The sequence below is a fragment of the Spirillospora sp. NPDC029432 genome (assembly GCF_040703975.1).
Taxonomy (GTDB): Bacteria; Actinomycetota; Actinomycetes; order Streptosporangiales; family Streptosporangiaceae; genus Spirillospora.
On record NZ_JBEZWH010000121.1, the window covers coordinates 1 to 13,273 of the forward strand.

At 78.3% G+C, this 13,273-nt stretch carries 3 protein-coding genes; all 3 read right to left on the bottom strand.

The genetic code is table 11. The features are described 5' to 3' along the window. A partial coding sequence (locus tag AB0881_RS40755; protein ID WP_366626179.1) for a beta-ketoacyl synthase N-terminal-like domain-containing protein occupies positions 1 to 4,128 on the bottom strand: 4,128 nt, incomplete at its 3' end. After that, positions 4,125 to 11,537: an SDR family NAD(P)-dependent oxidoreductase gene (locus tag AB0881_RS40760; protein ID WP_366626181.1), complete on the bottom strand. Its 7,413-nt coding sequence runs from the start codon at positions 11,535 to 11,537 to the stop codon at positions 4,125 to 4,127. The genes AB0881_RS40760 and AB0881_RS40755, both read right to left, overlap by 4 nt. Positions 11,538 to 11,764: 227 nt before the next feature. Beyond that, entirely contained in the window at positions 11,765 to 12,814 is a 1,050-nt protein-coding gene (locus AB0881_RS40765) for an alpha/beta hydrolase (protein ID WP_366626183.1), read from the bottom strand. Positions 12,815 to 13,273: the final 459 nt, after the last annotated feature.

Here is a 13,273-nt window from a genome sequence, read left to right on the forward strand (position 1 = left end):
GCCGGGGGCGGTGCGCACCAGCGCCGCGCCCAGGTCGGCGGTGGCGGCGACCGACACCGCGGGCCCGGTCCCGAACGGGCCGGTCACCTCCGGCCGGCCCGCCTCGCCGTCCCGTACGGTCAGCTCCGCCGGGAACAGCGGCCCGTGCCCCTGCTCCCACAGCCAGTGCCGTACGGCGTCCTTCACCGCGATCCGGCCGAGCAGCCAGGGGCCGCGCTCGCGCGGCCGCATCGCGAGGTACTCGGCGCGCTCGGCGCCGCCGAGGTACTGCCGCATCAGCATGTCGCGGGCCGAGGTGCCGTCCCAGTGCCGGCGCGCCAGGCACCAGCCGCCGGGCTGCGGCTCGGCCACCCCGGACAGCTCCGGGGTGAACTTCATCCGCCAGGTCGCCTCGTCGGTGTGGAAGCGGCGGGTCGTCCAGCCCTCGACGCGGGCCCACAGGCCGCCGTCGCCGCCGGCCCGGACGAGTTCGGCGTCGTACTTGACGGTGCTCTCGGACACCGCGCGGTTCCGGACGGTCGCGCCGACGCGCTCGCCGGCGGCCGGGTGCGGGCCGTACAGGGTGACGCGGCCGATGCCGATCGGGAAGACGATCTGGTCCTTCTCGCCGTACACCTGGATCCAGTGGCCGCACAGCTGCCCGGCGCTGTCCAGCAGCGCGCCGGGCGCGTCCGTCGCGGTCAGCACGCCGCGCACCCCGTCGCGGGCCATCGCGGTGATCTCGGTGACGCCCCGGAAGCGCGGGCCGTGGAACATCCAGCGCTCGTCGTACAGCTGCGCCGCCGTCACCGGCGGCGGGCCCTCGGCCTCCAGCGCGGCGCGGTCGTCCAGGGCCCGCACCGGCACGGCCGGGTACCGCTCGGCGAGCAGGACGGTGCCCTCCACGTGCCCCTCGATCTCGACCTTCACGCGGCGCGGCCCGCCGTGCCAGTCGGCCGGGTCGGCGCGGATGTCGGCGGTGGTCGGCGGGCAGGCCACCACCCACCGCATCGCGCGGACGTCCTCGAAGCCGATGACGGCCAGTTCGGGCAGCAGCTCGCGCGCCGCCTCGGCCATCACCTCCAGGAGGGTCGTCAGCGGGACGACCGGGAACCGGTCGGCGATGTCGGGCCAGCCGGGCGGCTGCTGGATGACGCAGTGGTCCGCCAGGAACGGCATCGCGTCCAGCGAGAACGTGCGGGACGTGGTCAGCGACGTCGCCGCCGCCGGCCCCTGATCGGCTCCATGCGGGTCCCGGTCCATGGCGACATGGACGTCGGCATGGGCGGGTGCGCCGTCGCCCAGGCCCGCGTCCAGCGCGTCCACCACGCTCTGCGCGCCGGCGGTGGCCTCGCGCAGCAGCGCGTCCAGCTCGGCCATGACCGGGTCGCGGGCGGGCAGGTCGGGCCAGTCCGCGGCGCCGCCCGGCAGGGCCAGGCCGATCGGCGGTACGGATCCGGCGAGCCGGACCAGCGGCGTGCCGAGGTCGAGCCGCATCCCGGCCGGGCCGGCGCCGTCCTGAACGGGCGGCGCGCCGTACCCCTCGGCCCACAGCGCGGCCACGACGCGGCGCAGCTGGTCCAGGCCGGTGCGCTTGGGGACGTTCACCGCCAGCGCCAGGTGGTCGCGCTCGCCGAGCCGGTCGGCGACGAACCCGGTCAGGCTCCCGGGGCCGACCTGGACGAACGCGCGGACGCCCGTCCCGTACAGCTCCTCGATCAGCTCGCTGAACCGCACCGGCTCCAGCAGGTGCCGGACGACCAGTTCCCGCACCGCCGCCGGGTCGGACGGGAACGGCGCGACCGTCGTGGCCGACCACACCGGCACGGCGGGCTCGCCGACCTTCAGCGCCTCGAACGAGCGGCGCGCGTGCTCCAGGTACACCTCGGCGAGCGGGGTGTGGAACCCGGACCGGAACGGCAGCTCCTGCCCGAGCACGCCCTCGGCGGCGAGCCGTCCCAGCAGCTCGCGGACGGCCTCGGGCGGGCCGCAGATCACCGACTGGTGCGGGCAGTTGTCGTGGCTGACGACCACGTCGGTGCGGGTGCCGAGGGCCTCCAGCGCGCGGTGGGCGCCGCAGCCGAGCGCCGCGTACGCGGCCTCGGGGACCTCGATGGGCGCCCGGTCGAGCGCGGCGGTGAACGCCTCGACGGCCGCCGGCTCGTGCATCCCCGCGACGATCATCGCGGTCCATTCGCCGAGGCTGTGCCCGGCGACGAGGTCCGGCTCGACGCCCAGCCGGGCCAGCGCGGCGGCCAGCAGCCGGCCGACCGCGATCACGTCGGTGGCGTGGCCGAGCGGGTCGGTGCGGCCGGTCAGCGGCGGCGGCTCCATGCCGAAGTGCTCGGCGATGTCGTCGACGCGCGGCTCGAACGCGGGCTCGAACCCCGGGAACAGGAACGCGGTCCTGCCGCCGCCGCGCGCCAGCAGCGGGCGCGGCGTGAACCAGATGTCGCTGCGGCCCCGCCACGGCGTGCCGCGCGCGACGACGGCGCGGGCCAGGTCGAGCTTGCGGGCGGTCGGCTCGACGATCGCGACGCGGCACGGCAGCTCCGGGTCCGGGTCGCCGTGCGCCAGGATCTCCTCGCCGGGCCCGGCCAGCAGGGCGGCCAGCCTCTCGGGCGTGGCGGCGGCCAGCCGCAGGACGGGCTCGCCGCCGCCGCCGCGGCTCTCGGCGGACCGGCCGGTGAACGCGGCGCGCCGCGTCCGCGCGGGCGCCGGCGCCGGCGGCTCCTCCAGGACGACGTGCGCGTTGACCCCGCCGAACCCGAACGCGTTCACGACGGCGCGGCGCGGGACCCCGCCGCCGGGCGGCTCCCACTCGGCCGCCTCCCGCACGGGGCGCAGCCGCGTCCCGGCGAGCGCGGCGTGCGGCTCGTCGATGTGCAGCGTCGGCGGCAGCACGCCGTCGCGCAGCGCGCAGGACGCCTTGATGAGCCCGGCGATCCCGGCCGCCGGCATCGCGTGCCCGATCATCGACTTGACCGTGCCGAGCCACAGCGGCGGCGCGGCGCCCGCCCCGCCCTCGGCGCACTCGAAGACGCGGCGCAGCGTCGCCAGCTCGGCCGCGTCGCCGGCGGGCGTCGCGGTGCCGTGCGCCTCGACCAGACCGGCCGCGCCCGGGACGGACGGGTCGAGCCCGGCGTCGGCCCAGGCCCGTTCCACCGCCAGGACCTGGCCGTCCACCTGCGGGCTGAGGATGCCGCCGGCCCGGCCGTCGCTGGACGACCCGACGCCGCGGATCACCGCGTGCACGCGGTCGCCGTCCCGGACGGCGTCGGCGAGGCGCTTCAGCAGGACGACGCCGGTGCCCTCCGCCAGGAGCGTGCCGTCGGCGGCGCGGTCGAACGGGCGGATCCGCTCGCTGCGGCTCAGCGCCCGCAGCTGGCTGAACACGCTCCAGACGGTCGCGTGGTGCGCGTGGTGCACCGCGCCCGCCAGCATCGCGTCGCACTGGCCGCCGCGCAGCGCGCGCACGGCGTGCTCCACGGCCACCAGCGACGACGCGCACGCGGCGTCCACCGTGTACGCGGGCCCGCGCAGGTCGAACCGGTCGGCGATGCGGGACGCGGTGAGGCTCGGCACCAGCCCGACGGGGTCCTCCAGCCGCCCGAGCCGGGCCCGGAACGCGGCGGCGATCTCCGCCAGCCGGTCCGCGCCCAGCTCCGGGAGCAGCTCGGCCAGCACGCCGGTGAGCTGGTGCGGGGCGCTCACCCGCTGGTCGAAGCGGGCGACGCCGGGCGTGAGGTAGCCGCCCCGGCCGATGACCACGCCGATCCGGCGGCGGTCGGGCAGCCGGTCCTCGCCGCCCGCGTCCGCGATGGCCTCGGCGGCGGTGCGCAGCGCGAGCAGCTGGTCGGGCTCCATCCCGGCGACCGCGGCCGGCATGATCCCGAACCGGGCCGGGTCGAACGTCGCCAGGTCGTCGACGAACCCGCCGCGGCGGCAGTAGAAGCGGTCGCTCTCGGGCGGCCGGTCGTACGCCCCGGGGTCGTAGTAGACGCCCGGATCCCACCGGTTCGGCGGGACGTCGCCGATCGCGTCGACGCCGCCGCGGACGTTGCGCCAGAACTCGGCGGCGGTGCCGGCGCCCGGGAACACCGCGCCGAGGCCGACCACCGCGATCGGGGCGCCGCCGTCGCCGCTCACGGCGTCCCCGTGAAGACGGCCTGGAGCTCGCCGCCGTACGCGATCTCGCGGAGCAGCGCGGCCACGCCCGCGTCCGGGTCGATCAGCGGGATGCCGCGCCGGGCGTACTCGCGGGCCAGCTCGGGCGTGACCATTCCGCCGCCCCCGCCGCCGCCGTCCCACGGCCCCCAGTCGGCCACCAGCACCCGGCCGCGCAGCTGCGTCCGCCAGACGTGGGCGAGGGTGTCGCAGGCGTCGTTGGCGGCGGCGTAGTCGGCCTGGCCGCGGTTCCCCTGGACGCCGGCGACGCTGCCGAAGACGACGAAGAACCCGAGGTCGGGGCGGACGGCGGCGGCCAGCGCGCGGGCCCCGTCCACCTTGGTCCGGTAGACCCGGGCGAACGAGGCCGGGTCCTTGTCGCGGACGAGCCGGTCGTCGACGACCCCGGCCCCGTGGACGACGCCGTCGAGCCGGCCGTGCCGGGCGTAGACGTCCTCGACGGCGGCGCGCACGGCCTGCGCGTCCCGGACGTCCACCCGCGTGTAGCGGACGGACGCGGCGTGCCCGGCCAGCGCGTCCAGCGTGGCGCGGACCTCCCGGTCGGCGAGGATCCGGCGGATCAGCGCCTCGATCTCCGCCGGGGTCCGGCCGCCGCCCCGCGCGACGAGCGCGCGCCGCAGCGCCGCCTCGTCCGCCGCGGCGGCCAGCGCCGGATCGGGCACGGGATCGTGCCCGGGATCGGGATGCGGTGGCGGCGTCCGGCCGATCAGCTCGACGTGGCAGCCGGTGCGGCGGGCCAGCTCCACGGCCGTGCGGGCGGTGATGCCGCGCCCGCCGCCGGTCAGGAGCACGACGCCGGCCGCGTCCAGGCCGAGGTCGATGTCGTCGCCGTCCGGGCCGGGCGGGTCGGCGGGGACGGTCGTCAGCGTGTACCGGGCGCCGTCGAAGTGGCCGACCTCGACCGGCGTGCCGTTGCCCGCGGCGGCCAGCTCGGCGAGGATCCGCAGCGCGACGGCGCGCGGGGTGTCCTTGGTGTCGACGTCCAGCGCCCGGACGAGCACCCGCGGGTACTCCAGCGCCAGCGTCCGGGCCAGGCCGCGCAGCCCGGCGCCCGGGGTCGGGTCGCCCGCGCCGCTGCCGTCGTACCCGCGGCCGAACGTCCCGCTCGACCCGCTGGCGAGCACCAGCCACCGCAGGCCGCCCGCGGCCAGCGCGTCCCGGATCCCGCCGTACGCGCCGGGCAGCACGGGCCCGCCGCCGGGGCGGAGCGCGGCCAGGTGGATCAGGCCGTCGCAGGGGCCGCCGTCCGGCTCGGTCGGGGTGCGCACCTGGGCGCCGCGGCGTTCGAGCAGGTCGGCCAGTTCGAGCGCGATGCCGCCGCCGTCGTCCACGATCACGAACGCGCGGCCGGCGAACCGGTCCGCGGCGGGCTCGCCGGCCGGGCCGGTCGGCTCGGGCGACTCGGGCAGCTGGGGCAGCGGGACGGTCTCGACCAGGTACCGCTGGACGGCCGGCCGCTCGTCCGGCGCGGCGAGGTGCTCGCCCAGCCGGCCGACCAGCTCGCCGATCGTCCGGACGGCCGCGAGCCGCTCGGCGAAGGCCCCGTCCGGGCGGGCCCCGGCCCGGCCCTGGCCGAACCGGTCGGCCAGCTCGCCGAGGATCTCGGTGCGCTTGATGGAGTCGATCGACAGATCGGCCTCCAGGTCCAGGCCCGGGGCGAGCATCTCGCGGGGGTAGCCGGTACGGGCGCTGATCACGCCGAGCACGGCGGCCTCGATCCGGTCCCTGTCCGGCACGGGCTCCGGCGCGGCTTCCGGGGCCGGTTCCGAGACCGCGTCCGGGGCCGGCTCTGTGGCGGGCTCTGTGGCGGGATCAAGGGCGGGCGCCGGTGCCTGCGCGCTCACGACCTCGCCGGGCAGCGCGCGGCGCGGGCCGGGCACCGGCGGCGCTCCCTCGGGCGGCACGGGCGCCCGCCGCGCCCCCGGGCCCGCGCCGAGGTAGTCCAGGACGACCTCCCGCTGGGCGGCGATGATCTCGCGGCCCGCGCGCAGGAACTCCACCACCGTGCCCTCGGCCGCGCTGCCCGCCCGCTGCGGCCGCGGCCGGGCGGGGCGCGGCGTGCGCGCGGGCGCCGGGAAGTCCGCGGTGCCGTGGACGGTCTCCGCCGCGGCGGGCGGCGCGATCCGCTCCGCGGGCCGCAGCCCGTTCGGCAGCGGGGCGCCGTCGGCCGTCCGGACGAGGTGCCCGTTGACGATCCAGACGGGCACGGGCGGCGCGGCGCCGTCGCCGGACCCGTCCTCCGCGCCGGCGGCCGCGGCCCGCGCGCCCCGGCCCGCGAGCAGCCGCGCCGCGTCCACCGGGACGCCCGCGACGGCCAGCTCCGCGAGCGCGAGCAGCAGCCCCTCCACGCCCCCGGCGCCGTCCCGGCCGGGCGCGTCCACCGCGACGGCGGTGTGCGGCCGGCCGCCGAGGATCATGCCGGTCAGCCGGGTCAGCACCCGCCCCGGCCCGGCCTCCACGAACACCCGCGCGCCCGCCGCGTACATCGCCTCGATCTGCTCGGCGAACCGCACCGGCGCGGCGACCTGGGCGGCGAGCGTGCCGCGCAGCTCCGCCGGGGACGTGCCGTACGGGACGGCGCCGGCGTTGGACCACACCGGGTACGCGGGCGGCCGCACGGCGCGGGCGTCCAGCTCGGCGCGCAGCGCGGTGGCGGCCGCCGCGACCAGCGGGCTGTGGAAGGCGCACGCGACCGGCAGCCGCCGGGTCGCGATCCCGTGCTCGCCCAGGATCTCCAGCGCCTGCGCCAGCCCGGCCTCCGTACCGGAGATCACGACCTGGCGGGGCGCGTTGTGGTTGGCGATGACGACCTCGCCGACGTCGGCCAGCGTCAGCCGGACGTCCTCCGGCCGCGCGGCGACGGCCGCCATGCCGCCGCGCTCCCCGGCCCGCTCGGCGGCGGCCAGCACGGCCTCGGCGCGGGCGGCGCTCAGCGCGACCAGGTCCTCCTCGCCGAACGCCCCGGCGGCGCACAGCGCGGTCAGCTCGCCGTGGCTGTGCCCGGCGGCCATGTCCGGCCGCACGCCCAGCTCGCCGAGGAGCCGGTGCGCGGCCAGCCCGGCGATGCCGAGGGCGGGCTGGGCGACGCGCGTGTCGGTGAGCGCGAGCCGCTGCCGCTCCGCCTCCTCGGGCGTGAACGCGGCGGGCGGGAACATCGCGTCGGCGTAGACCCCGCCGCCCAGGCGCAGCAGCCGCTGCAGGCGCGGGAACGCCACGAACAGGCCGGCGAGCATGTCCGGCCGCTGGCTGCCCTGCCCCGGGTAGAGGAACGCCACCCGCCCGCCCGGCGCGGCGTGCTCCTCGTCCGCGACGAACACGCCCGGGCCGGCGCGGAGGTCGCGCGCGGCGGCGAGCTTGGCGGCGAGGTCGTCCAGGCCGGTGGCGACCAGCGCCACCTGCACGGTGCCGGTCCCGGACCCGTCGCCCGCCATCGCGGCGGCCAGGTCGCGCAGCCGCGCGCCGCGCGCCGCCGCCGAGTCGAGCAGCGCGCCGAGCCGGTCCAGCTCCGCCCGGGCCTCGGCGCGCCCGGCCCCGCGGATCAGGAACAGCTCGGCGGGCCACTCCGCGACCCCGGAGACCGGCTCCGGGGCGCCGTCGTACCCGGACAGCACCGCGTGGAAGTTGGCGCCGCCGAACCCGAACGCGCTCAGCCCCGCGTACCGCTCCCCCGGCGCCGCCGCCCAGGGGCGCGCCGACCGGCCGAAGTGGAACGGGCTGGTGGCCGCGTCCCAGGCCCGGTTCGGCTCCTCCAGGTGCAGGGTGCCGGGGCGGACGCCGGTGTGCAGCGCGTACGCCGTCTTGATCAGCCCGGCCAGCCCGGCGGCGCACTTGGTGTGGCCGATCTGCGACTTCACCGAGCCGAGCGCGGTACCGCCCGGCCGCGCCCCGGCGGCCGCATACGTCGCGGTCAGGGTGGCCAGCTCGGTGCGGTCGCCGAGCTCGGTGCCGGTGCCGTGCGCCTCGACCAGGCCCACCCGGGCCGGGGAGACGCCGGCCCGCCGGTACGCGCGGTCGAGCGCGCGGCGCTGGCCCTCGGCCCGCGGCGCGGTGATGCCGGCCGAGCGGCCGTCGCTGGCCCCGGCGACCGACTTGACCACCGCGTAGATCCGGTCGCCGTCCCGCTCGGCGTCGGCCAGCCGCTTCAGCACCACGCAGCCGACGCCCTCGCCGAGCGCGATCCCGTCGGACGAGGCGTCGAACGCGGCGCACCGGCCCCGCGGCGACAGCGCGTGCACCGCCGAGAAGAGCAGGTAGTCGTAGATGGAGTTGTGCAGGTCGGCGCCGCCGCACAGGACCATGTCGCTGCCGCCCGACACCAGCTCCTTGCAGGCCGCGTCGAGCGCCGCCAGCGACGCGGCGCACGCGGCGTCCACCGTGTAGTTGGCGCCGCCGAGGTCCAGCCGGTCGGCGATCCGCCCGGCGATCACGTTGGTGAGCACGCCCGGGCAGGAGTCCTCGGTCAGCCGCGGCAGCTGCTCGTCCAGGCCGGGCGGCACCTCGCCGTAGTAGGACGGCAGCAGCGCCCGGGTCCCGTACGCGGTGCCGAGGTCGGTGCCCGCCTCCGCGCCGAAGAACACCGAGGTCCGGGAGCGGTCGAACGGCCGCGTGCCGTACCCGGCGTCCTCCAGCGCCCGCGCCGCCACCTCCAGGCTCAGCAGCTGGACGGGCTCGACGCCCGCGAGCGACTGCGGCGGGATGCCGTACTCCAGCGCGTCGAACGGCACGTCCGGCAGGAACCCGCCCCACTTGGACGGCGTCCGGTCGCCCGCGCCGTCCCGTACCGCCGCCGGGTCGAAGTAGACGGCCGGGTCCCAGCGGCCCGGCGGCACCTCGGTGACCGCGTCCACGCCGCGCACCACGTTGCCCCAGAACGCCGCCGCGTCCGGGGCCTGCGGGAACACGCAGCCGATCCCGACGATCGCGATGTCCATCGGGCCCGCCGCGTCCTCCGGCGCGGCCGGGCCGGTAGCGGACGCGATCAGCCCGAGCTTGGCGGCCCGGGTCGCCAGGAAGAACGTGGCGCCCGTGCTGACCTGCTCGTGCAGGCCGGTGACGCTGGTGGTCGCCGAGCGCAGCGCCGCCACCTGGCCGAGCATGTACATGCCCTCGCGCAGCTGCTCGTCCGCGCCGACCGGGACGAGGCCGTGCCCGTCCGTCCTCGGCTCGTCGGCGTGCTCGCGGCGCAGGCCCTTGCTCGCCACCCGCAGCCGGCCGAGGTTCAGCTCCTCCAGGACCCGCCACGCCTTCTCGCGCGGCGTCCCGGCCTCCTCCAGGCGGCGCCGCTCCGCCTCGAACGTCTCGACGTACGGGGTGCGGGCGCAGCGGGTGGCGTGCCCCGGCGAGGTCTCCAGCAGCGCGGTCCCGGCGCAGTCGACGGCGGCCCGCTGGAAGCCGGGCGTGATCGCCCCGGCTTCGACGGCCTCGTACGTGAACAGGTACGCCGTCCCCATCAGGACGCGGATCTCCGCGCCGCGCTCGGCCAGCGGCCCGGCCAGCGCGGCGACCATCGCCGCCGACCGCTCGTCGTGGATCCCGCCGGCGAACATGATCGACAGCTCGCCCGCGTCCCCATCCCCGCCCGCGTCGCAGAACGCGAGCAGGCGCTCCACCTGCGCCTCCCACAGCGGGAAGCTGCCGCGCGGGCCGACATGGCCGCCGCACTCCATGCCCTCGAACACGAACTTGCGGGCACCCTCGGCGAGGAACCGGTCCAGCAGCCCGGGCGAGGGGACGTGCAGGTAGGTGCTGATCCCGGCGTCCTCCAGCGGCCGCGCCTGGGCCGGCCGGCCGCCCGCGATCAGCGCGTACGGGGGGCGGGCCGCGCGCACCGCGTCCAGCTGCGCGGCGCGCAGCTCCGGCGGCGCGAAGCCGAGGATCCCGGCGCCCCACGGCCGGTCCGCGAGCCGCGCGGCGGTGTCGGCGAGCAGCTCCCGCGCCTCCTCGCCGTTCATCAGCGACAGCGCCAGGAACGGCAGGCCGCCGTCCTGCGCGACGGCGGCGGCGAACGCGGCCCGGTCGCTGACCCGCGTCATCGGGCCCTGCACGACCGGGTACGCGCGGGCCGCGGCGGCGCCCGCGGGCAGGTCGCGCGGCGCCAGCGGCTCGGCCCGCACGGCCGCCCGGATGTGCGCGGCGATCTGCTCCCGGACGGCCTGCACGACGCCGCCCGCCGTCCCGTACCGCTCGGCCAGCGGGCGCGCGAACGCCCCGTCCTGGCCGACGGCGACCGGCCGGTCGCGCAGCCCGCCCGCGGCGCCCAGCGCGGCGTTGACCTCGGCGATGCCCAGCCCGTCCAGGTCGAAGTCCGGCAGGTCGGGACGCGCGTACAGGCGATGGCCGCGGACGATCCGGGTCTCGCCGCCGTCCATCGCGGCCACGGCGGCGGCGATGTCGGCGGGGGCGTCCAGCTCGCGGACCAGGGCGAGCTGGGAGTCCAGCACCACGCCCGCGGCACCGCCCGCCACCGCCGCGGCGGCCGTGTGCGGGCCGATGCCCCCGGCCGCCCAGACCGGCACGCCCACGCGGGCGTCCCCGAGCAGCCGCTGGAGCAGCACGAACGTGGTCAGGTCGCCGACCCGGCCCGCGCCCTCCCGGCCGCGCGCGATGATCCCGTGCAGGCAGCCGCCGGCCGTCCCGCCGAACCTGCGGACGGCCGCGGCCGCCTCGTCCGGGTCGACGACCTCGATCAGCAGGCGGCGGCCGCGGGCGAACGCCTCGGCGTCGACGAGCCCGCCCTCCGGCGCCTCATCGGTCTCGTCGGTCTCATCGGTCTCGCCGTCCTCGCCGTCCCCGTCCGGTGGCCGTACCGGCTCGGGCTCGGGCGCGGCGTCGTCCAGGTGCGCGGCGTCCTTCGGCGGCGCGGGGGCCTTCTTGGGCTTCGGCGGGATGACGCGGACCGACCAGCCCGCCTCCTCGCCGCCGTCGCGGTCCCATTCCGGCTCGGCCGCCGGCTCCGGTACGCGCTCGGGCAGTGGGGCGGCGGCCGCCGGGGCGGGCGCGGCAGGAGTCTCGGTGGAAGGCGTGGGAGGCACGGTGCGGGGTGTCGGCTCCGGCTCCGGCGCCAGCGCGGCGGCGTCGACGATGACGGTGCCGACGGCGGCGGGCAGGTCGCGGGGCCGCAGGCCGCAGCCCGCCGGGACGCGGACCGCGAGCGGCCCCGCCCACCAGCGGCAGGCGTCGGCCAGCGCCGTGAGGGCGGCCGCACGGTCCGTCCCGAGGTCCAGGACGCCGAGGCCGCCGGCCCGGGCCACCGCCACCGCCAGATGCGGCGCGGGCCGCCCGAACGGGCCGATTCCGATGATCTGGGGCACCGGGCGGCCGCCCGCGCCTCCCGGCGCGCCCGAGTCCCGCGAGTCCGTCCCAGCCGTCATGCGCGTCGCCCCCCGACCGCGTGGCTCATCCAACGCCAGCACACATTACGGTCGGCGATCGGACGGTCACTCCGCCGACACACAGGGGGCGCCGCGATTACGGGGACCGAAAAGCATCCCTGGGGGTTTCCTTGACACAGGATGACCCCGGGTGACCGAGGATCACCCGGGGGTTCAGCCCGGAATGCCGCCGGAGGGCCCGGTCGGATCGCCGCGGGGCGGCCCGGTCAGATGGCCGCGGGGCGGCGGCGGCGCGGCGCGCGCAGCCCGTGCCGGACGATGCCCTCGTCCAGCCAGCGGTCGAGGTGCGCCCACGTCGTCGCGCGGGCGGCGCTGCCGGTCAGCACGCCCAGGTGCCCGCCGGGCGCGATCTCGAAGCGCACCTCCGGGGCGTTGGGCAGCAGCCGGATCAGCGGCCGGACCGCGCTCGCGGGCGCCAGCCGGTCGTCCCGGCCGGCGATGGCCAGAACCGGCACCCGGATCCCGTCCAGGCCGATCCGCCGGCCCTCGAACTCGATCTCCCCGGTGTCCCGCAGAAGTGCCGAGCGGAGCCCTTCGCGGGCGCGGCCGGAAGAGGCCACCATCGCGTTCGCGAAATGATCGAGAGCCTCGGCCTGCGCCAGAAATTCGGCATCGTCAAGATGAGTCAATATTTGGTAAGGGCGCACCAGGTATTTCTCGACGCCCGGCAGCCCGCGGGCCGGGTCGGGCGGCGGTGCCGCGGGTCCGCCGAACAGCGCCCCGGCGACCGCCTCCTCCGGCCGCGAGGCGGCCCCGCCGGGCGCCGGGACCGGCACCGCGGCCGGGTCGGCCGGCGCCGCGACGAGCACCACGGACGCGATCGGCGCCGCCCGCTCGGCGGCCGCCAGCAGCGCCCGGACCCCGCCCAGCGACCAGCCGACCAGCTGCACCGGCTGGCCCCCGGCGTCCCGGCCGACCGCCTCGATCGCCTCCGCCAGCCCCGCTCCCGGCGTCCCGCCCGCCCCCTGTTCCAGCAGGTAGCTGCGGCGTCCCGCGTTCACCAGATGCTCGGCGAGGCTGTATCCGCGGCGCAGGTCGTAGCAGCGCGCCGGGCCGTCCGGAGGCGGGACGAGCAGCACCGGCGGACCGGCCGCGATCAGCCCGCGCGGCCCGCGGTAGCGGCGCACCGCGGCCCCGCCGGGCCAGTCGGCGACCACCTCCGCGGGCGTCGGGCGCAGGTCGGCCAGCCGGCCGTGGACGAGCTTGCGGGCGAGGTTGGACGCCGCGGCGCGCAGGCTGCGGGGGGACGGCACCATGACGGGAATCCAGCTCCATTCGACAGAGCCACGGGGAACGGACCGGTCGGTTCATGCTCGCTTTCCCGCATTCTTACACCGGCCCTCGTCCGGCAGATATCACAGGCCCGTGAAGCGCGTGTTAATTCGCCTTGACAGCGCCGCCGCGAGCAACTGGAATGGGACCGCGAAAAGCGACCGGCCGGTCAGGCCGGCGGTGGCGGCCCGCGCCGCGCGGTCCGTCCCCTCCTCGCCTCACCCCCGCGACCTCGCGCATAATGTCGATCACAGCCCGTAGCGGTCCCGCGCGGGCCACGCCACCAGGGCGGGGTGTGCGATGACGACACTCGACCAAGTCCAGCCGATCACCCCACCGGGGGACCTCCTCTCCGCGGCGCTGGCCGTCGGGGCGGGGGTGGGCGGGGACGTCCCGCGCCCGGCCGCACCCGGCCTGCCCGGCCTGCCCGTCCGGCCCCGGCC

Excerpts from the sequence above, each read along its gene's own strand:
- AB0881_RS40765 (WP_366626183.1), bottom strand. The coding sequence starts at position 12,814 with ATGGTGCCGTCCCCCCGCAGCCTGCGCGCCGCGGCGTCCAACCTCGCC.
- AB0881_RS40760 (WP_366626181.1), bottom strand. The coding sequence starts at position 11,537 with ATGACGGCTGGGACGGACTCGCGGGACTCGGGCGCGCCGGGAGGCGCG.